Source organism: Pseudoclavibacter sp. VKM Ac-2888, assembly GCF_015351285.1.
Lineage (GTDB): Bacteria > Actinomycetota > Actinomycetes > Actinomycetales > Microbacteriaceae > Pseudoclavibacter.
This window is the reverse complement of the sequence record NZ_JADKSM010000001.1, coordinates 1,497,985-1,517,499: the sequence shown is the minus strand read 5'-3', so window position 1 is coordinate 1,517,499 and position 19,515 is coordinate 1,497,985. Positions and strand designations below refer to the sequence as shown.

The window sequence follows — 19,515 nt, the reverse complement described above, 5'->3', positions numbered from 1 at the left end:
GGGGGAGAGGACGAGGCTTCCAGCCTAAGAGCCCGCGGCCACCGCGCAGACCTCATCGCCGACGCCGCCCACGATGAGGCCGCGCTCGCGGAACGCCTGCAGCCAGCCGACCATGGGCCACTCGCCCCAGCGCTCGCGGAACACGTTCGCGTTGCGCGCGATGTCGGCGACGTGCTGCACGGGAGGCGAGGACGTCGGATGCCACTGGTGGTAGGCGCGGGCGCCACCCACCCAGGCGAGCCCAACCCCGGCGTCTTCCGCGAGTCGCGCGAAGTCGGTGTCCTCCCCGCCGTACCCGTCGTACCCCTCGAAGAACCCGCCGATCCGCTGCCAGGTCGCTGCGGTCGTTGCGAACGACAGCGACCAGAACAGGTTCCTGTCCTCGCCACCGACCACCGCTCCTGGAGACGGGGCGGGCCGGGCCGGGTGCGGGGCATCGAGCAGCTCGATGCGCTCGCCGTCGTAGCCGACAGGTCCCGGCTGCTCGAGGTAGGTGACCGGCCCGCTCAGCAGTGCCCCAGACCAGCGCGCATCAGCCGCAGCAGCGTGATACGAGGCGACGAGACCACGGCCGGGGATGCAGTCGACGTCGAGGAAGATCAGCAGCTCGGCGCCGCGCGCGAGGGCGACTCGAGCGCCCTCGTTGCGGGCGGCGGCGAGCGGGAGGGCGCTCGTGTCCGCGGCGACATCCACGACGATGCCGGCGAGGCGATCGGCGGCGGCGAGCCGTCCCAGCTCGGGATCGTCCATGGCCACCACGACCGTGTCGTCCGCGGGGTGGGACTGGCGGAGCAGGCCGGCCCGCAGCGCCCTGAGGTGCGAGTGCCTCCCGTGCGCGATCGTGATCACCGCGGTTCTCATCTGCTCGCCATCCGGTCGAGCAGGGCCGCGGCGCGCAGCGCGCCGGCCCCGTCGTTCCAGCTCGCCCAGTTGCGTCCGTCGAGACGTGCCGCCTCGTCGAGCAGTGCGGCCCAGTCGTCGCGCTCGAAGCTGTTCGTGACGATGACGGGCAGGCCGGGGGTGGCAGCGAGGACCCTGGCTGCGGCCGCCTGCTCGTCGTGCGGTCGATCCTGCGGGACGACGACGGCGGGAACCTGGGCGGCGGCGACGTCGGCGATCGCGCCCTGCCCCGCGTGCGTGAGGACAAGCGAGGCTTCGCGGATGCGCGGGCCGGGGTCGGCGACCCGGTTCCCGGGAGTCGTGCCGATCTCGTCCCATTCGACGCCGGGCGTCTGCCGCTTGGCCTCACGGATCTGCGCGGAGCTCATGCCGCCGCCGCCGCTTCCCGCGAGCACCAGGACTCGCGTGATGGGGCCGGGCCCGCGGCCCGTCGAGCGCTCGGCTGCGGAGATCGCGCCGACCGCGTGCAGGCGAGCCAGCACCCGAGCGGATGCGCCGGGCAGCATGCCCTCCGCGCTCGCGGGCCAGGCGGCGAGGACGGCATCCGACAGCCCGAATCCGAGGGTGTGCGGCGCGTCGGTGCGCACGCCGGGCAGCGCGACCGAGACCACGGGGACGCCGTGCAGGCGGGCGAGTGCCGCGACCTCCACCGACACGTCGGAGACGAAGAGGGTGGGCGCGGCGTCGGCGATCCAGGCGGAGATGCGAGCCATGCGCCGCCGCATGCCCTCGTCATCGACGGGGGCCCAGTGCAGTGCGCCGTTCGCCGTGGGCTCGAGCGGCGAGACAGCGAGATCGTCGCGCTCGAGCCGGATCCAGGGGCCGAGCCAGGCCTCGGGTTTCGGCAGCGTCGAGAGCCCCGTCACCGGGGTCGTGCACTCGCGTGCGATGGCGAGCGCACGTCGCGCGTGCCCGCCGCCTCGGTGGTGCACGTAGTAGCCGATGCTTCCCGTCTCGGACGAGCCTGTGTCGCTCATGCCGCTTCCTGCCTCTCACTCTGTGCGCCGCCGAGCAGCGCCTCGTACTCGTCGACCATCCGCTCGAGGGAGCAGAAGGCGACCGCGCGCTCCCGCGCACCCTCGCGGGGCAGCCTCGCGGCCTCGAGCAGCGCGGCGGCGAGAGCCGGCACGTCGTCGCGGGCCGCGAGCCTGCCGCTGCGCTCGTCGATGATCTGCGGCAGCGCGCCCCGATCGAAGGCGGCGACGGGCGTGCCGGCGGCGAGCGACTCGGCCGCGACGAGGCCGTACGGCTCGTCCCACCTCGGCGTCACGAGCGTCACGCTCGCCCGCCCGAGATGCTCGAAGAGGGTGGCCTGCTCGAGGTGCCCGAGGTACCGGATGCGCCCACCGAGTCGGGGGCGGATGCTGCGCTCGAAGTACTCGGGGTCGAAGATCGGCCCGGCGATGTCGAGGTCGACCTGCGCGAGCTCGGCGGCCGCGATCGCCAGATCCAGTCCCTTCTCCGGCACGATGCGACCGGACCAGAACGCGGCACCGCCGCCCGGCCCAGGCAGGAGACGGTCGGTGTCGACGCCGTTGAGGATCACGGTGCTCTCGACGCTCCCGGCCCAGGCGTCCCGCATGTGCGAGCTGACGGCGATAAACGTCCCGGTGGACCCGCTGATGCGGACGGCCGACTCGATCCACCCGACGGGCGGCGTGTGCAGCGTCGTGAAGAAGGGCACCCCGAGCAGTCCGGACATGGCGACGGGAAGGTGGTGGATGCTGACGTTGAGCACCGCGTCGAAGCGCGCCGTCGCGGTCTGGGCGAGGTCGAGCATGAGCGCCAGGTATGCGTGGTGCTCGTGCATCCACTCCACGGGCATCGCGCCCACGTCCTGGCGTGCCGTCTCGCTCATCGTGAAGCTCTCGACGGCGAGGTGCTCGACGCCCAGGGCGGGGTCCGAGCCGGGGGCCGCGAAGAGCGTCACCTGGTGGCCGCGACGCTTGAGCGCCAGGATCAGGGCATGGGTGTGCGACTCGAGCCCGCCGGCGAAGGGCTCGCTGATGGGGAAGCGGGAGGGGCCGATGACACAGATTCTCAACTCGCCACACGCTCCAGGCTCAGGACGGACGTGTACACGTCGTGGTGCGCGGCCGCGATCCGGCTGCGTTCGGCGGCACGCGCCTCGGGGTCGGGGCGTCGAGTCTGCGCGCGGGCTGCTGCGAGCACCGCGGCCTGTAGCGAGCCGACGTCGAGGGTGCCGGTGGGGTCCCGGTGGTACTCGAAGACGGGACCCTGATCGGCGAAGTAGCCCACGTCGGGCGCGATGACGGCCGTGCCGAGGTCTCGGCACGCCTCCATCCAGCCGGAATGCGTGCCGAATCGGTAGGGGAGCACCGAGGCGTCGAGCGACGCCAGGTAGTGCCACAGCTCCGTGTCGCTCAGGTAGTCGTGGATGCGCAGCTGGATGCGCCCAGCGTCGGCGAGCTCGCGGAGCCGGGCCGAGAGCTCCGGCTCGAACTTCGCGCCGGTGGGGTCGAGGAGCTCGCGGTGCCCGTTGACGAGCACGTCGAGGGTCTCCTCCCGAGCGCTGAGGTCGACGAGCGCCTCGATGACGGGCAGCGGATCCAGGCTCGCGCGCAGGCTCTTCGCGTGCACGCCGACGCGGAACCGTCCGGCGGATGCGGCGCGCCCGTCGATGGCGGCCTTCGCTTCGTCCGGCCCCACGATGTGCGGGTGCGGTACGACGATCGGGCGGCGCCCCCAGCGGCGCTCGATCTCATCGGCGGCGCCTGCCGTGAGCGTGATGAGCCCATCCGCGGCCGGGATCAGGATGTCCAGGTGGGCGGTGTGCGCGTCCGGGGTGTCGTGGTGCGGGTTCGTGAGGTCGTGCACCGTGTAGACGAGCGGCTTGCCGTGCCTGAGCAGGGCCTCCACGATCGACCGGAGGGAGGCGGCGGAGAGGGCGTCGAAGCCGAAGTGCACGTGGAACACGTCGAACTCCGCGGCGTGCTCGTCGATCCAGTTCGAGTCGAGCATGACCGGTGGCCACCAGCGATCCGTGGCGGCTCGGCCGGACCCATCAGGGTGCGGGTCTGCAAGGCGGACCACCCGATGTGAGGAGGGCGCGGAGGAGACGGGAGCGAGGTGCCTGACGTAGACGTGTCCCGAGGGGACGCTCGCAACCCGGATGGCTCGGCTCGTGTCGCCGAGGAGTTCTGAAGTGCTGAGGGATGCCACTTATCCACATAACCAGGACAAGTGGAGGAGCGTGCGACTCTTGACAGTCCTCGGCCTCCGTGCATGCGTCGGCGGCTTCGTGCCGCTGACGGGTCAGTCGCCCGGGTACGGCTCCACGACCACGATGCCGACCCCGGGTCCGACCAGCAGATTCGCGGGCTCGAGGCGTCCCTCGCCGCGGTCGCCGCGCACCCAGAACCACTCGCCGGCGGCCACTCGGGCGAGGATGTCCTCGCGGAAGGCGTCGACGTCGGCGACGAGCTTCGAGAACGTCTCACCCTGGTAGAGCAGCTCGATCCTGGTTGACGTGCTCATGTTCATGAGGTCCTCTCTGCGGGTTCGGCGATGACGGCGAGGCCCGCCTGCGAGTTGGCGCCCTGCACGAGCGCCTCGACCCACGAGCGGTTGATGTGCACCTGCCTGCTGCCAAGGAACTTGAAGCGGATGGGCACGGCCGGGTGCATCCATACGGTGCTTCGACCGTCCCCGCCGGCGTTGTTGTCCTTCCAGCTGAAGAAGAACGACTCTCCGCGGCGCAGCTTCGTGCCGATCGCGAGCTGGAGGTGTGCCAGCAGGCGGTCCTCGAAGTCGACGGTGACCTCGGAGTTGTAGATGAACTTCCCCACGCTGGATCCTGCTTTCTTGTCACTGGCACATGGTGTGCGCCGTCCATTATCACTCGCAGAGCGCCGACCTGTGGCCAGGGCGCCCGATCAGAGTTCGTCGAGCCAATCCGGATGGGGCACGCGCGGGTCGTTCGAGGAGCCTTCCTCGACGAGCCCCTCTGGCGCGTAGCTCTTGTTCTCGAGCTCGGCCCGCAGCTTCGTGAAGGTGGCGAGGGCCTGGCTGTCGTCGAACTCCGGGACCTCGGTGTCGACCGTCTCGGTGGCGATCTGGCTCGACGGACCGACGAGCACGGAGAGCATGTTCGAGGTGCCGTCCGCGTGCCGCACGGGGATCTCGACGATGCCGGCCTGGTGCACCTCGGCGAGTGCCGCCGCATATCCCACGAGCTCTCGCGCGATCTTCGTGCTCGTGAAGTAGACACCACCTGCGTAGTGAAGCTGATCCATCGTTCCCCCAGACGGTCGCGGGCGTGCGTGATTTTCTGAGTCTCCCAGCCCCACTTGGGTGTGCTCGGAGTATTGCATTCTGATTCGTTGTATGAAGCTGATTCCGGGCTTTGCCAAATCGAAACCTGGCGTTCATCGCTCCGCCGCTACGCTCAGTGAAGTTCCTATGTATCGGCAGTGCCTGATTGGAGTCCGTGATGTCTACCCCTCAGCTCGACGCCCCGCTCTACCCACCGCTCTACGGAGCCAGCTTCGGGCAGGCGGTGAAGCGCTTCTTCAAGAAGTACGCCGTCTTCTCTGGCCGCGCGAGCCGCAGCGAGTACTGGTGGTGGTGGCTCTTCGGCGTCATCGTCAACGCCGTGTTCTTCCTCATCGGCTCGCTCACCGGCACGACCTCGGTCGACACCACAGAGGGATTCTCGGCGGCGACCCTCGGCAACCCCGTTGTCACGGTCATCCAGTCGATCTGGGGTCTCGCGATCCTCATCCCTGGCCTCGCCCTGCTCTTCCGCCGCCTGCACGACACGAACCGCTCCGGCTGGTGGTGGCTGATCCTGCTCGTGCCGCTGGCCGGTCCGATCATCATGCTCGTGTTCCTGATCGGCGACTCGCGTCCAGAGGGCGCACGGTTCGACACCCAGTAGCCTCCCGCTCCGCACAGACACGAAATCGCCGCCCTCATTCGAGGGCGGCGATTTCGTCGTTCGGGGCGGGAGGCGCCAGATCAGCGTTCGGGGTTCACGGCCTCGGCCACGGCGCCGAACCGGCCGAGCAGCCCGGAGAACACGCGCAGCTCGTCCGGCGTCCAGTCGCGCAGCACGGCGTGCAGCCGGTGCCGGTTGCGGGCCCGCACCTCGGTGACCCGCTCGACCGCGAAGGCGGTTGGGGTGAGGATGCGCGCGCGCCCGTCGTTCGGGTCCGCCCCGACGGTGAGCAGCTCGAACTCCTCGAGCATCCGAACCTGGCGGCTCATGACGCTCTTGTCGATCGCGAGCTGCTCGCCGAGGGTGCCGACGTGCGCGGTCTCGTGCTGCACGAGCGCCGAGAGGATCTTGTAGCCGATGGGCTGCAGCGAAGGATGCACGGCGACCGCGGACTCGCTCCACGTGGTGCGAACGCGCCGGTAGAACGTGCCGAGCTCCGACTCCACCGAGGCGATCGCCTCGGCGAAGTCGGCGTCGTCGGGTGACTCAGGCATGATGGCCATCCTAGGTGCGGTCTGCCTGCCGTCCCGAGTCCCCGAGGATCGGGATGGCGCCGGTGCGCGGGATGCCGACCATCGCCTCAGCGACCTCGACGAGATCCTCGGAGGTCGACTCCGCGGCCTTCTCGCGGGTCTGCGGCGACGCGTCCGCCTCGCTGCCGGAAGGGGAGGTCTCCTCGCCCTTGGCTCGCTGCACGGCGTTCTGCGTGCCGAGCTGGGCGTTCGGCAGGAAGGAGACGGCGATGAGCGTGACGATCGCGAGCGGCAGGGCTGCCAGGAAGATCGCGCCGACCGAGGTCCCGTAGGCGTCCTCGACGAGGACCCGCAGCCAGTCGGGCAGCGTCGCGAGCTGCGGGATGCTGCCACCCGCGAGCGACTGCGCGGCTGCGGCCTGCTGCTCCGGCGGCAGAGCGCGGACGCTGGTGGAGATCGTGTCTGCCACGACGGTTCCCAGGATCGAGCCCATGACGGAGACGCCGATCGTGCCGCCCAGGCTGCGGAAGAAGGTGACGGCGCTCGTCGCGACGCCCATGTTCTTGACCTCTGCCTTGTTCTGGACGACGAGGACCAGGTTCTGCATGACCATGCCGACGCCGGCGCCGAGCGCGAACATCGAGACGCCCACGTACAGGTATGGCGTGTCGTAGTGGAGGCGGCTCAGCAGGAAGAGCCCGACGACCATGAGCGCGCTGCCCGTGACGACGAACGCCTTCCACTTGCCGCGGCGGCTGATGAGGTTGCCCACGATGGTGGACGCGACGAGGAGACCCGCCATCATCGGGATCGTGAGGATGCCGGACTCGGTCGGGGTCGCACCGCGAGCGAGCTGCATGTACTGGCTCAGGAAGACGCTCGTGCCGAACATGGCGACGCCGACGGAGACGCTCGCGATGACGGCGAGCGTGAACGTGCGGTCGCGGAAGAGCGTGAGCGGGATGAGCGGCTCCTTGACGCGGAGCTCGACGAGGATCGCGATGACCAGGAGGAGGACGCCGCCGCCGACCATGAGGTACGAGGGCAGGGAGTTCCACTCGAACTGCGTGCCCGCGAGGGTCACCCAGATGAGGAGCAGGGACACACCGCTCGAGATGAGCACGATGCCGTAGTAGTCGATGCTCACCTTGCGCTTCTTCGGCTTCGGCAGGTGCAGGGTGACCTGCAGCAGGATGAGCGCGATCACTGCGAAGGGGAGGCCGACGAAGAAGTTCCAGCGCCACCCGAAGGCGTCGGTGATGACGCCGCCGAGGAGGGGGCCGCCGACGGTGGCCAGCGCCATGACGGCGCCGAAGAAGCCGGCGTAGCGGCCGCGCTCGCGCGGGCTGAGGATATCCGCCATGACGATCTGGCTGAGCGCGCCGAGTCCGCCGGCGCCGAGGCCCTGGAAGACGCGCATGGTGATGAGCATCGCGGGATCCTGCGCGAAGCCGGCGATCGCCGAGCTCACGACGAAGATGACGAGCGCGATCTGCAGGAGGAGCTTGCGGTTCGTGAGGTCGGCGAGCTTGCCCCAGATCGGGGTGGAGACGGTGGTCGCGAGCAGGGTTGCCGTGACGACCCAGGTGAACGCGCTCTGGTCGCCCTTGAGGTCGCTGATGATGAGCGGCAGCGAGGTGCTCACGACGGTCGACGCGAGCATCGACACGAACATGCCGAGCATGAGGCCGGAGAGGGCCTGCAGTACCTGACGGTGGCTCATTCCGGATTCGGTGAGCTCAGCGGCTGGCTTGGAGCTGGATCTGGGGTTCTTGCTGGACGACATCGACGCGGGGCCTCCTGGTAGTTGACAACGGTCAACCATACTCAGATGGTTGACCGTCGTCAACTACCAGAAAGGGCCCCGCGAACGGGGCCCTTTGCTGCATGCTCGAGACGCCGGAACGTGGCGTCTCGAGGGGTACTGCTAGTCGATCTTGCGCTTGAGGTTGTCGAGACCCTCCTTGGCGGCGTCCTTGACGTCCTCGATCTTCTCCTTGAAGCCCGCCTTCGTCTGGTCGGAGCGGCCCTCAGCCTTCAGCGACTCGTCTCCGGTGACCGCGCCAGCGGCCTCCTTCGCGCGTCCGCCGAGGTCTTCTGACTTGTTCTGAATACGATCGTCGATTCCCATGAGGGGATGCTCTCAGGCGAACTTGGACGCCGCCTGTGGCGGAGTGGGGCTCAAGGCTGCGCGTGCCGATCCGCGGTGATCGACAGGGCCTCGAACACGGCGGCGACCGCCTCGTCGTCGCTCACCCCCAGCTCACGCGCCTCGACGGCGAAGGCCCTCGCGGCCGCCGTCAGTCGCACATCGCCGTTCCTGCCGTCCGCGGTCACGAACGTGCCAGCGCGGCCGCGGCCGACGACGACGCCCTGCTCCTCGAGGGCCGTGTAGCACTTCGCCACGGTTCCAGGCGCGACGCCGAGCGTCTCCGCCAGTGCACGCACCGGCGGCAGCCGCTCGCCGGCGAGCAGGTCGCCTCGCTCGACGGCGTCGATGATGGCCTCCCGCAGCTGCCGTCCTGGAGGGCTCGATGTGTCGCCCCCGAGGGTCAGGGAGGCGAAGAAATCAGCGGCGCTCACTGGCGCGGCCGCTTGCCTGGGCTTGTGTTCTCGTCGACGGCGGTGTCGGAGCCGAGCGAGATCTCTTCGTCGTCGTCCGGGTCGACGAGGTCGTCGAACATCGCAGCACTCGCCGCGTTCGCCGCCAGGTCGTGCTTCTTCTCGCGCTGGGGTCCGAATCCGAGCCACTTGCGTGTCGGGTAGTGGAGCTTCTCGCGCCGCCACCACAGCGTCGCGAGCACCAGCGTCGCGACGCTCGGCAGGAGCGCAAGCCACGCGCCGTAGGCGATCGGGTACTGGCCGTTCGCAGCATCCACGCGGAGGGTCGCGAAGGCGAAGAGGAACAGGATCCCGAGTGTCGCGAAGGCGGCGTAGAGCTGGAGGATTTTCGCGGAGATGACCGCGACCCCGGAGATGCGGAGGATCAGGACGACGACGAGCCCGATCAGCGGCAGCGTCGGCACGAGGCCGAAGAGGAACGTGCCGAACCAGTTGTAGCCGAGCGCCTCATCCATCTGGCTCAGTCCCGTGCCGGCGACCAGGAGCTGCCAGCCGTTCAGGGTCGGCGCGATGCGGTTGAGGGGGATCTCGGAGTTCCACCAGGGGAAGAACATCGTCACGACCAGCAGGACCGCCAGTACGCCGAAGGCGATCTGCTTCGGGCGGTAGGCCGGGTACGACGACATCGCCGCCGTGTCCTCGACCAGCGAATCGTCCTCGTGCGCAGTAGCCATGCCCCCAGCCTACGAGGCAGGTTCGCAATCGTGGCTCCGAACGCGCAGACTGGATGCGGTCCGCACGGGCCAGCAAGGCGCAGTCGGCGAGAGGGGCAGCATGACGCAACGACACCACAGGCCCGTCCGCGTGCCATCGCAGGCATTCGAGGCGCTCGTCGGCGCCGACGACCCAGCAGCGGTGAGCCGCGTCGCGCACGACACGGCCCGGGCGCTCCTGCAGCGAGCCCGTGGCGAGGGCGACCAGGCGGTCGTCGCGCGCCTCGTGGCCTACGCCGACGAGAACGGCATCGACGAGATCGCCGAGCTCTGGGCCGGTGCCACCTCGCGTTCCCTGCCAGGCGCGCTCTGGCGCCTCTACCTGCTGCGGCAGGCCGTGCGCGCCAATCCGGCCGAAGCGAGCTACCTCTTCCGCCGAGGCTACGAGGTCGACCGCTCCATCAGCTCCGTGGTCGCAGGTGCCGCGACCCCCACCGGGCCGGAGGAGGTCGTCGCCCTCGCCGACGTCATCCTGCATGGCGCCTTCTCCGGTGACTTCGCCATCGCCCTCGAGCGAGCCGCCGCGTTCTGCCGCGTCATGTCGCAGGGGGCGACGAGCCTCGCGAAGGACGAGGAGAGCGTCGTGCCAGCCAGGGCGCGCCAGTCGACGCGACGTGCCATCCGGTACCTGGAGATGGGCGACGACCTGCACGCCTCCGCGGGTCTCTGGCGCATCGACGCGCTCGACTGAACGATCGGCCGAGGCGCCTCGTCGCGGCTAGGACTCTCGGCTCAGCGTGACCGCCTGACGTCCTGCGCGGTTGCCCGAGCGGAGTCCGCGCGCGAGCTCGACGGCGGCAGCGGTGAGTCTCGTCACCTCGGCCCAGTCCTGCTGGTCGACGGCAGACGGTGGGAGCATCCACGAGCCGCCCACGGCGAGCACCGCCGCGATGGCGAGGTAGTCGCCGAGGTTCGCGGCGTTCACTCCGCCGGTGGGCACGAATCTCACGTCGCCGAACGGCGCGGAGAGGGCGGCGATCGCCTTGGCGCCCCCATTCGTCTCTGCGGGGAAGAACTTCACCGTCTCGATGCCCAGCTCCAGGGCGGCCTGCACCTCGGTCGCGGAGGTTGCGCCAGGGAGGACCGGGATGTCGTGGGCCCTGCACCGCTCGACGACGGCACGGCTCAGGCCGGGGGAGACGATGAACGAGGCTCCCGCATCCACGGCGATGTCGACCTGTGCTGGGGTGAGCACCGTTCCGGCGCCGACGAGCACTCCGCCGCGGGCGGCGAGAGCGGCGATCGTCGAGGCGGCGGCGCTCGTCCGGAAGGTCACCTCGGCGACCGGGAGCCCACCGTCGGCGAGTGCCTCCGCGATGCCGAGGCCCTCGGCGGTGGTCTTCGCGGAGACCACGGGAACGATCGAGTGCTCGGCGAGACGAGCAAGGATTTCGTGCAAGAGAACCTCCGTTGGCTGCCTTGTGTTCCCAAGTGGAACCCAATGATCATATTATTGGAGATCCTACCGAGAGTCGCCACCGCGCACGGCCCCGATCGGCAACGACGCCCACGAGTGGAGCAGAACCATGAAGATCCTCGCCCTCGAGTCCAGCACCACGTCAGCGAAGACGCTGATCTTCGACTCCGACACCCAGGAGGTGCAGGTGCGGACTCGGCGATTCGAAGTCGCCGGGCCCGACCCTGCCGTCCGCGACGCGGAGGGCATCTTCACCCAGCTCATCGCCCTCGCCCGTGAATCCGTCCGCGGGCACGACGTCGACGCCCTGGTGCTGTCGAACACGTACCACGGCCTCGGGCTCGTGACCCAGGACCTCCAAGCGGCCACGCCCGTCTACGAGTGGCCCTTCACGGGAGCCCAGGGGCTCTGCGCCGAACTGCGCGGCGATGCCGAGCTCACCACCTGGTTCTACGAGCGCACGGGGTGCATGGTGAACGCCAGCTACCCCGCCTTCAAGCTCGCCTACCTGGCCCGCCAGGGCGTGGAGATCGCCGGGCGCAAGGTCATGGACCAGGGGAGCTTCAACTTCCTGAGGCTCACCGGCCTCCCGTGGACGAGCTACTCCCTCGCCTCGGGAACCGGCCTGCTCAACGTCCGCACCTCCGACTGGGACCTCGAGATCCTCGAGACCCTCGGCGTCGCCGGCGTCGACTTCCCCGAACTGCACGACAGCGAGGAATCCGCCCCGCTGCTCGCCGACGTCGCGACCTACCTCGGCATCCGCCCCGGAATTCCCGTCCTCGTCCCCGGACCGGATGGCGGCCTCAGCCAGGTCGGCGACCTCGCCGGGCTCCCCGGCGACATGACGTTCTCCATGGGAACCAGCGGCGCCATGCGGTTCGCGACCCTCGAGCCGTCCCTCTCCCCGCGGCTCAGCACCTGGGCCTACCGCTCCCCGCTCGGCTGGCTCAGCGGCGCCGCCACGAGCGGATGCACGAACTGCGTCGACTGGGCGAAGGACAGGTTCTTCGGCTCGGACGCCCAGTTCTCCGAGATCGAACCCCAGCTCGTTCAGGGACGGGACGAGCTGCCGACCTTCCTGCCCTTCCTCTACGGCGAACGGTGCCCAGGCTGGCAGGACCAGCGGCTCGGCGGGTTCGTCGGCCTCGAGCCCCGGCACGGGCGCGTCGACATGTACCAGGCCGTGCTGCAGGGAGTTGTGCTCTCGCTCTACCACTGCTTCCGCGAGCTCACCGCGATCAACGGCATGCCGACCCGCGTCCTCCTCTCCGGCGGAGTCCTCTCCTCGCCGTTCTGGACCCAGATGACGGCAGACGCCTTCGGGGTCGAGATGGAGGTGTCGTCGCTGCAGCACAGCTCGGTGGTCGGCGCCGTTCGCCTCGGGCTCCGCGCCGCCGGACTCAGCGAGGACCAGCCGGCGTTCCGGAACACGGAGACGCAGCGAGTCATCCCGAACCCCGCCATGCGGGACTACTACGACCGCGCCTTCGCCAAGTACCTCGACGCCTACGACCGCACGAGCACCGCACCGGATGCGCGTGCTGAGTCCCTCACCGGAGGCAACGCCTGATGCGCATCCTGATCACCCCCACCTCGCTGAGCCGAACTCCGGACGCCGAAGTGCTCGCCCCGCTGCGGGACATGGCCGACGAGCTGATCTTCAACACGCTCGGGCGCCCGCTCACCTCCGCCGAGCTCGCTGAAGCCCTGCCCGGGATCGACGGCGTCATCGCCGGCCTCGACACCTACGATGCGGCGGCGCTCGCGGGAGCCGACCGCCTCCGGGTGATCTCCAGGTACGGTGTCGGCGTCAACAACGTCGACCTGGCAGCCGCAGCGGGGAAGGGCATCCACGTCACCAGGACGCCCGGGGCCAACGCCTCCGCGGTCGCCGAGCTCGCGATCGGCCTCGCCTTCGCCGTCGCCAGAGAGATCCCCAGGCTGCACGCGGAGGTCGCAGACGGCGGCTGGCCGCGAGGCAGCGGCATCGAGCTCGGCGGGCGCACCTTCGGGGTCGTCGGCTTCGGCGCGATCGGCCGGATCGTCGCCGAACGAGCCCGCGGCATCGGGATGCACGTGCTCGCCTACGACCCATTCGTGCCGGCCGCCGCCATCGCAGAGACCGGAGCTGCGCCAGCCAGCCTCGACGAGCTCTTCCGAGCAGCCGACGTCGTCAGCCTGCACGTGCCGCTCCTCGAGAGCACCCGCCACGTCGCCGACGCCGCACGCATCGCGGCCATGAAGCCAGGGGCCATCCTGCTCAACACCTCGCGCGGTGGCCTCATCGACGAGGCGGCTGCCCGCGAGGCGCTCGATGCCGGGCACCTCTTCGGGGTCGGCCTCGACGCCTACGAGACGGAGCCGCCGCAGGACTCGCCGCTGCTCGGCCACCCGAGGGTCGTCGCGACGCCGCACAGCGGGGCGCACACGGCCGAGGCGGTCGCCAGAATGGCGAGCGGGGCCATCCAGAACCTCGTCGAGGAGCTCTCCGGACGGCCCAGCGTGCATCGCGTCTAGGGTGTGTTGGGCGTCTCCGATTCGAGCTCGGGGGCCTCGCCGATGGCTGCGTCGTGGATGATGAGCACCTCGCCCAGGATCGTGTCGAGGTAGCCCTTCGAGTGCCTCTCGGCGGCGAGGGGGTCGCCGTCCGCGATCGCCTGCGCGGTGAGCACGTGGTTGTGCAGGGCGTCGTGCAGCGGCCTCGCCGGCGTGAGGCCCAGGTTCGCGCGGCCGGCGAGCACCTGGGAGATCGGCTCCTTGACGGCCGCGAGCAGCGCGTTGCCGCTCGCATCCAGGATCAGGTCGTGGAACTCGATGTCTGCCTGCAGGTACTCAGGGGAGTCGCCGCGCTCGCTGGCACCGAGGGCCTGCAGCTGCGCGGCGAGCTCGAGCAGGCGAGTCCGCTCGCGCTGCGAGGCCCGCGAGGCGGCGAGCTTCGCGGCGACCGGCTCGATCGCCGATCGGAGCTCGGTGAGCGCGACGAGCTGCTGGCTGCGGCTGTTCCCTCGCAGCCGCCAGCGGATGAGCGTCGTGTCGAGGGCGTTCCATTCGCGCGTGGGCTGGACGGTGATGCCGACTCGTCTCCGCGAGACGAGGAGCCCCATGGATTCCAGGACTCGGACGGCTTCGCGCACGACGGTGCGGGACACCGCGTAGTGGTCCTCGAGAGCCGCGAGGGTGAGGACCTGGCCAGCCTCGAGCTCGCCTCCCGCGATGCGGACGCCGAGGTCGTCGAGCACCGACCCGTGCACTGCCTGCGCCATGCGCACCTCTCCTCGCTCACCGCAACGATATAGATATGATCACAACTTGAAATAAGTATGATCATTATGCGAGGCTCGAACCACACTGAGTGTCGCCAGAACCCGCGTTCCGAATCATCGCAGATCGCGAACGGCCTCACCCTCACGGCACCGCTGCACGGTCGCACGGTCCGAATTCCAGAAATCGACGGAGATCACCATGGAAGAAGAATGGACCCAGACACTGGGCACCGCACCGCTGCTCGGCATCGCAGCAGGAGCCATCGCGCTCATCCTGATCCTCATCATCCGCTTCAGGCTCCACGCGTTCCTGACCCTGGTGATCGTGTCGCTCCTCACGGCGCTCGTCGCGGGCGTCCCCGTCTCGGCCGTCGCGAGCACCCTCACCGGCGGCTTCGGCAGCACCCTCGCGACCGTCGCGCTCCTCATCGGCTTCGGCGCGATGCTCGGCCGCCTCATCGAGCACTCCGGCGGCGCCAAAGCCCTCGCTGACAAGCTCGTCGACGTCTTCGGCGAGAAGCGAGCCCCCTTCGCGCTCGGCATCGCCTCGCTTATCCTCGGCTTCCCGATGTTCTTCGACGCCGGCCTCATCATGATGCTGCCCATCGTCTTCGCCGTCGCACGCCGGGTCTCGGGCAACAACGTCCTCCTCTTCGGTATCCCCGCGGCGGCCGCCTTCTCGGTCATGCACGTGTTCCTCCCGCCGCACCCCGGCCCCGTCGCCGCCACCGAGCTCTACGAAGCCAACCTCGGCGTCGTCCTCCTGCTCGGCCTCATCATCGTGTTCCCGCTCTGGTACGTCTCCGGTTACCTGTGGGGCAAGTTCGTCGCCAAGCGCATCCAGCTCCCCGTCCCCGCGCTCTTCGGCGACCTCGACGAGGACCAGCCGAAGAACCCGCCGAAGGTCTCCACGATCATCCTGCTGCTCCTGCTGCCGATGGTCCTCATCTTCCTCAACACGGGCATCTCGGCCCTCGCCAGCGCCGGAGTCGTCGACGGCGACGCGATCTGGGCCCAGGCCGCGGTCCTCCTCGGCAACTCGCCCATCGCGCTCCTCATCGCAGTCGTCACGGCCAGCATCGTCCTCGGCACGCGCCGCGGCGAGAACGGCACCGCGCTCGAGAAGATCCTCGACTCCTCCCTCGGGCCGATCTGCTCCGTCATCCTCATCACCGGCGCCGGTGGAATGTTCGGCGGCGTCCTGCGCGCCTCCGGCATCGGCGACGCGCTCGCCGACACGCTCAGCGACCTCGGCCTCCCGCTCATCGTCGCGGCCTACGTCATCGCCGTCGTCATCCGCGTCGCCCAGGGCTCGGCGACCGTCGCCCTCGTCACCGCGGCGGGCCTCATCGCCCCCGCAGTCGTCGCGGCCGACCTCAACGACTTCCAGGTCGCCACGATCGTGCTCGCCACCGCCGCGGGCTCGGTCTTCGCCGGCCACGTCAACGACTCCGGCTTCTGGCTCGTCGGTCGCCTCATGGGCATGGATGTGAAGACGACGCTCAAGACCTGGACGGTGCAGCAGACCATCGAGTCGGTCACGGCGTTCGCGTTCGTGCTCGTCATCTTCTTGGTCGCGTCGCTCTTCTGAGCCTGACCCGGAACGCCCCGTCTGCGTGACACCACCTCACAGAGCAGGAACAGCATGGATCTCTTCACCCTCACGGGCAAGCTCGCCCTCATCACCGGGTCATCGCGCGGCCTCGGCCGTTCGCTCGCCACGGCGCTCGCCGACGCTGGCAGCACGATCATCCTCCACGGTCGGGACACCGAGGCGCTCGCGACGGCAGCCGCCGAGCTCGAGGAGCGCACGGGACGCCCCGCGCACATCGTCTCCTTCGACGTCACCGACGCGGCTTCCGTCGAGGCCGGAATCGCGGCCCTCATCGCCGAGCACGGGGTGCCGGACATCCTCGTCAACAACGCCGGGCTCCAGCGGCGAGCGCCGTTCGCGGAGTTCAAGGTCGAGGATTGGGATGCGCTCGTCGCCGCGAACCTGAGCGGCGTCTTCTACGTCTCCAGGTTCCTGGCCCCCGCCATGATCGAGCGCGGCTCCGGCAAGATCGTCAACATCGGCTCGGTGCAGTCGCTCCTCGCCAGGCAGACGATCGCCCCGTACTCGGCCACGAAGGGCGGCGTCGCCCAGCTGACGAAGGGCATGGCGGCCGACCTCGCCAGACACAACGTGCAGGTCAACGCCATCTCGCCCGGCTACTTCGCGACCGAGATGAACCGAGCCCTCGTCGAGGACGAGCAGTTCAACAGCTGGCTCATCAACCGCACCCCGGCGCAGCGCTGGGGCGCGTTCGAGGAGCTCGCGGGCACCCTGATCTACCTCAGCTCCGACGCCTCGAGCTTCGTGTCGGGGCAGAACATCTTCGTCGACGGCGGCATGACCGCGGTCGTCTGACCCGGTCACCGCCGACCACCTCGCACCAGGACACGCAGGAGACACCATGCGCGCAGCGTTCATCGAAAGCAAGGAAGCACTCGACCTCGCCGAGGTCGACACCCCGGAGCCGGGGGAGGGGCAGGTCCGGATCCGCGTCGACTACGTCGGCATCTGCGGCTCCGACCTCCACTACTACTTCGAAGGCGTCAACGGCGCGTTCGTGGTGCGGGAGCCGCTGGTCCCAGGTCACGAGCTCTCCGGCAGGGTCGACCTCGATCCCCTCGACGAGTTCGCGACCGGTGCCCCCGTCACCGTGCATCCCGCCACGTTCGGCACCCCGAGCCGCGAACTCGAGGACTCGCCGCACCTCTGGCCAGGCGGCGCCTACCTGGGCAGCGCATCCACGACCCCGCACACGCAGGGCGCGCTGAGCGAGTACCTGCTCGTCGACCGCGGCATGCTCCGCAGGCTCCCAGCCACACTGCCGGTCCGACGCGCCGTGCTCGCCGAGCCCCTCGCCGTCGCCCTCCACGCCCTCACCAAGGCGGGAGACCTGACCGGCAAGCGAGTGCTCGTCACGGGGGCCGGCCCCATCGGCCTCCTCACCATCGCCGCAGCCCGCGTCAAGGGCGCAGCGCACATCAGCGCGACCGACGTGCTCGCCGGCCCGCTCGCTCGCGCCTCCGCCATGGGAGCCGCCGAGGTGATCGACGTGAGCCGCGAGCAGGTGCCCGCCGACAGCTTCGACGTGGTCTTCGAATGCTCGGGCGTCGCCGTCTCCGTGTCGAGCGCGTTCGCGGCGGCCAAGCCCGCGGGAACCGTCGTGCAGGTGGGCATGGTCCCGAACGAGCCACGACCCATCAACCTCGCTCCGTTCATCTCCAAGGAGCTGCGCGTCTTCGGCACGTTCCGCTTCAAGGACGAGATCGACGAGGCGATCGTCATCCTCGACGCGCATCCCGAGATCGAGCAGGTCATCACGCACGAGGTGCACGCCGACGACACCGTCACAGCCTTCGGCCTCGCTCGGAACTCGGAGGAGTCGGGCAAGGTCATCGTCGCAGTCTGGCCAGAGGGCTGAGCCGCCACGCCGCCTGTTCGCCGTCAGCCAACACGGTGCACAGCGGCCGTCGATCCCAGTAAACTCGACGACGCCGGGCCGCAGTAACCCCGGGCTCCAATATTCGCCGCTGCGAGCGGCCTTCCGCCGAGAGGCGTTCCTGCGGCCTGGCTTTTCTTCTGCCTCCGCGCCCCGGCGCAGGTCGGCGGCCTCACCTGGCCCTCGCCCGGCCGCCCTCGCCCGCCCTCGCCCGGCCTCGCCCGGCCTCGCCTCGCTCTGGCCCGCGCCCCGCGCCCCCGCACCCCCGCACCCTCGCGCCCTCGCGTCGGCGGTCTCGGGATGGCTTTCACGCTTCGGGATGGGAAGCAACTCATCCGGAAGCGCGAAAGCCATCCCGAAGCGCTTCCGGATGGGACGGGATCCATCCCGGAGCGGCGAAGCCATCCCGAAGCGCTGCCGGTGACGCTCCACGAGGCGGCAGGCAGGGTTGATCGCCGAGGTGACGCACCTCCACTCGGGAGCTCTTTCGTGCCCGCGCCCGGGTCGCGCTCGCGCACGCGCGCGCACGCGTCGGCGGTCTCGAGATGGCTTTCACGCTTCGGGATGGGAAGCAACCCATCCGGATGCGCGAAAGCCATCTCGAGACGTGGCGAGAGACGCGCGACGAGGGTGCGTCGAGCCCGAAGGATGCACGCCGATGCCGGTGCCGGTGCCGGTGCCGGTGCAGGTGCAGGCGCAGGCGCAGCTGCTCGCGCTGCTCGCGCTGCTCGCGCTGCCCGCACGCCGCGCCCGCGCGCCCGCGCGCCCGCGCGCCCGCGCGCCCGCGCGCCCGCGCGCCCGCGCGGATGCCGAGCACGACGGCGGCGGCCCCCGCGATGAACGCCGGGGCCGCAGTCGTGGATCGGGAGAGTGCGGGTCTAGCCGAAGCGGCCCGACACGTAGTCCTCCGTCGCCTGGACGGACGGGTTCTCGAAGATCGTCTTCGTCGTGTCGTACTCGATGAGCTTTCCCGGCATGCCGGTGCCGGCGATGTTGAAGAACGCCGTCTTGTCGGAGACACGCGATGCCTGCTGCATGTTGTGGGTCACGATGACGATCGTGTACTCGGTCTTGAGGTCCTCGATGAGGTCCTCGATCGCGAGCGTCGAGATCGGGTCGAGGGCCGAGCAGGGCTCGTCCATGAGCAGCACGTCGGGGGAGACGGCGATGGCGCGGGCGATGCAGAGACGCTGCTGCTGTCCGCCGGAGAGGCCGGAGCCGGGGAGGTCGAGGCGGTCCTTGACCTCCTTCCACAGGTTGGCTCCCTGCAGCGACTTCTCGACGAGGGCGTCGGCGTCGCTCTTGGAGATCTTCGTGTTGTTGAGCTTCACGCCGGCGAGCACGTTCTCGCGGATCGACATCGTCGGGAACGGGTTCGGGCGCTGGAAGACCATGCCGACCTGGCGACGAACGAGGACGGGGTCGACGCCGGGGCCGTAGAGGTTGTTGCCGTCGATGAGGACCTCACCGTCGACCCACGCCTTCGGGATGACCTCGTGCATGCGGTTGAGCGTGCGGAGGAACGTCGACTTGCCGCAGCCGGATGGGCCGATGAAGGCGGTGACGCTGCGGGGCTCGATGACCATGGAGACGTCTTCGACGGCCTTGAACTTGTCGTAGTAGACGTTGAGGTCGTTGACTTCGATGCGCTTGGACACTGTGTTTCCCTAACT

Annotated in this window: 22 protein-coding genes; 7 read left to right on the top strand and 15 right to left on the bottom strand. The window is 69.6% G+C overall.

Annotation, left to right across the window (positions count from 1 at the left end):
* Positions 1-24: 24 nt before the first annotated feature.
* From ITJ61_RS07315 to ITJ61_RS07285, 7 genes are all read right to left on the bottom strand, one after another.
* A complete protein-coding gene (locus ITJ61_RS07315; protein WP_104242354.1) occupies positions 25-861 on the bottom strand; it encodes a glycosyltransferase family 2 protein in 837 nt (278 codons plus the stop codon).
* On the bottom strand, positions 858-1,877 hold the full coding sequence (locus ITJ61_RS07310; RefSeq protein ID WP_104242352.1) for a glycosyltransferase: 1,020 nt from the start codon (positions 1,875-1,877) through the stop codon (positions 858-860). The genes ITJ61_RS07315 and ITJ61_RS07310 overlap by 4 nt, the downstream gene beginning before the upstream one ends.
* Complete coding sequence (locus ITJ61_RS07305) at positions 1,874-2,944, bottom strand: glycosyltransferase (protein ID WP_104242350.1); 1,071 nt, start codon at positions 2,942-2,944, stop codon at positions 1,874-1,876. The genes ITJ61_RS07310 and ITJ61_RS07305 overlap by 4 nt, the downstream gene beginning before the upstream one ends.
* Complete coding sequence (locus ITJ61_RS07300; protein WP_416366851.1) at positions 2,941-4,083, bottom strand: glycosyltransferase; 1,143 nt, start codon at positions 4,081-4,083, stop codon at positions 2,941-2,943. The genes ITJ61_RS07305 and ITJ61_RS07300 overlap by 4 nt, the downstream gene beginning before the upstream one ends.
* A 93-nt stretch (positions 4,084-4,176) precedes the next feature.
* On the bottom strand, positions 4,177-4,398 hold the full coding sequence (locus ITJ61_RS07295; protein WP_104242346.1) for a hypothetical protein: 222 nt from the start codon (positions 4,396-4,398) through the stop codon (positions 4,177-4,179).
* A 2-nt stretch (positions 4,399-4,400) separates the two neighbouring features.
* Positions 4,401-4,709, bottom strand: coding sequence for an ATP-dependent DNA ligase (locus ITJ61_RS07290; protein ID WP_104242344.1), 309 nt, complete (start codon positions 4,707-4,709; stop codon positions 4,401-4,403).
* An 87-nt stretch (positions 4,710-4,796) separates the two neighbouring features.
* The gene (locus tag ITJ61_RS07285; protein ID WP_104242342.1) at positions 4,797-5,156 is read right to left on the bottom strand and encodes a hypothetical protein; all 360 of its coding nucleotides are present in this window, start codon (positions 5,154-5,156) and stop codon (positions 4,797-4,799) included.
* A 197-nt stretch (positions 5,157-5,353) separates the two neighbouring features.
* Here ITJ61_RS07285 and ITJ61_RS07280 point away from each other — a divergent pair, with 197 nt between their 5' ends.
* On the top strand, positions 5,354-5,800 hold the full coding sequence (locus tag ITJ61_RS07280) for a DUF805 domain-containing protein (protein ID WP_104242340.1): 447 nt from the start codon (positions 5,354-5,356) through the stop codon (positions 5,798-5,800).
* Positions 5,801-5,880: 80 nt separating this feature from the next.
* Here ITJ61_RS07280 and ITJ61_RS07275 read toward each other — a convergent pair whose 3' ends face one another.
* The 5 genes from ITJ61_RS07275 to ITJ61_RS07255 all read right to left on the bottom strand — a co-directional run bounded on the left by ITJ61_RS07275 (position 5,881) and on the right by ITJ61_RS07255 (position 9,629).
* Positions 5,881-6,354 (bottom strand): MarR family winged helix-turn-helix transcriptional regulator, encoded by a 474-nt coding sequence (locus ITJ61_RS07275; RefSeq protein ID WP_181057920.1) that lies wholly within the window; start codon positions 6,352-6,354, stop codon positions 5,881-5,883.
* A 10-nt stretch (positions 6,355-6,364) separates the two neighbouring features.
* Entirely contained in the window at positions 6,365-8,056 is a 1,692-nt protein-coding gene (locus ITJ61_RS07270; RefSeq protein WP_104242782.1) for an MDR family MFS transporter, read from the bottom strand.
* Positions 8,057-8,260: 204 nt separating this feature from the next.
* Positions 8,261-8,464 (bottom strand): CsbD family protein, encoded by a 204-nt coding sequence (locus tag ITJ61_RS07265; RefSeq protein WP_104242336.1) that lies wholly within the window; start codon positions 8,462-8,464, stop codon positions 8,261-8,263.
* Positions 8,465-8,514: 50 nt separating this feature from the next.
* Positions 8,515-8,916: a GntR family transcriptional regulator gene (locus tag ITJ61_RS07260; protein ID WP_181059389.1), complete on the bottom strand. Its 402-nt coding sequence runs from the start codon at positions 8,914-8,916 to the stop codon at positions 8,515-8,517.
* Complete coding sequence (locus ITJ61_RS07255; RefSeq protein WP_104242332.1) at positions 8,913-9,629, bottom strand: hypothetical protein; 717 nt, start codon at positions 9,627-9,629, stop codon at positions 8,913-8,915. The genes ITJ61_RS07260 and ITJ61_RS07255 overlap by 4 nt, the downstream gene beginning before the upstream one ends.
* 100 nt (positions 9,630-9,729) lie before the next feature.
* On the opposite strand from ITJ61_RS07255, the gene ITJ61_RS07250 reads away from it, so the two are divergent.
* Entirely contained in the window at positions 9,730-10,359 is a 630-nt protein-coding gene (locus tag ITJ61_RS07250; protein ID WP_068495464.1) for a DNA-directed RNA polymerase subunit beta, read from the top strand.
* Between the two features lie 27 nt (positions 10,360-10,386).
* Here the strand turns inward: ITJ61_RS07250 and eda are convergent, their stop codons facing one another.
* Positions 10,387-11,067, bottom strand: a complete 681-nt coding sequence (gene eda / locus ITJ61_RS07245) for a bifunctional 4-hydroxy-2-oxoglutarate aldolase/2-dehydro-3-deoxy-phosphogluconate aldolase (protein WP_194685876.1) — start codon at positions 11,065-11,067, stop codon at positions 10,387-10,389.
* Positions 11,068-11,194: 127 nt separating this feature from the next.
* On the opposite strand from eda, the gene ITJ61_RS07240 reads away from it, so the two are divergent.
* A complete protein-coding gene (locus tag ITJ61_RS07240; protein WP_104341344.1) occupies positions 11,195-12,658 on the top strand; it encodes a gluconokinase in 1,464 nt (487 codons plus the stop codon).
* Positions 12,658-13,605: a phosphoglycerate dehydrogenase gene (locus tag ITJ61_RS07235; protein ID WP_194685875.1), complete on the top strand. Its 948-nt coding sequence runs from the start codon at positions 12,658-12,660 to the stop codon at positions 13,603-13,605. The genes ITJ61_RS07240 and ITJ61_RS07235 overlap by 1 nt, the downstream gene beginning before the upstream one ends.
* On the opposite strand, the gene ITJ61_RS07230 is transcribed toward ITJ61_RS07235, so the two are convergent.
* A complete protein-coding gene (locus tag ITJ61_RS07230; RefSeq protein ID WP_194685874.1) occupies positions 13,602-14,351 on the bottom strand; it encodes a FadR/GntR family transcriptional regulator in 750 nt (249 codons plus the stop codon). The genes ITJ61_RS07235 and ITJ61_RS07230 overlap by 4 nt on opposite strands.
* Before the next feature lie 199 nt (positions 14,352-14,550).
* Between ITJ61_RS07230 and ITJ61_RS07225 the strand changes: the two genes are divergently transcribed.
* From ITJ61_RS07225 to ITJ61_RS07215, 3 genes are read left to right on the top strand one after another with little or no spacing between them, the layout of a single operon-like run.
* Complete coding sequence (locus ITJ61_RS07225; RefSeq protein ID WP_194685873.1) at positions 14,551-15,942, top strand: GntP family permease; 1,392 nt, start codon at positions 14,551-14,553, stop codon at positions 15,940-15,942.
* 54 nt (positions 15,943-15,996) lie between these two features.
* Entirely contained in the window at positions 15,997-16,761 is a 765-nt protein-coding gene (locus ITJ61_RS07220; protein ID WP_194676663.1) for an SDR family oxidoreductase, read from the top strand.
* Between the two features lie 46 nt (positions 16,762-16,807).
* Positions 16,808-17,824 carry an L-idonate 5-dehydrogenase gene (locus ITJ61_RS07215; protein WP_194685872.1) on the top strand — a complete coding sequence of 339 codons (1,017 nt, stop codon included), beginning with the start codon at positions 16,808-16,810 and terminating at the stop codon, positions 17,822-17,824.
* 896 nt (positions 17,825-18,720) lie between these two features.
* Here the strand turns inward: ITJ61_RS07215 and pstB are convergent.
* Complete coding sequence (pstB, locus tag ITJ61_RS07210) at positions 18,721-19,500, bottom strand: phosphate ABC transporter ATP-binding protein PstB (protein ID WP_104241957.1); 780 nt, start codon at positions 19,498-19,500, stop codon at positions 18,721-18,723.
* Positions 19,501-19,515: the final 15 nt, after the last annotated feature.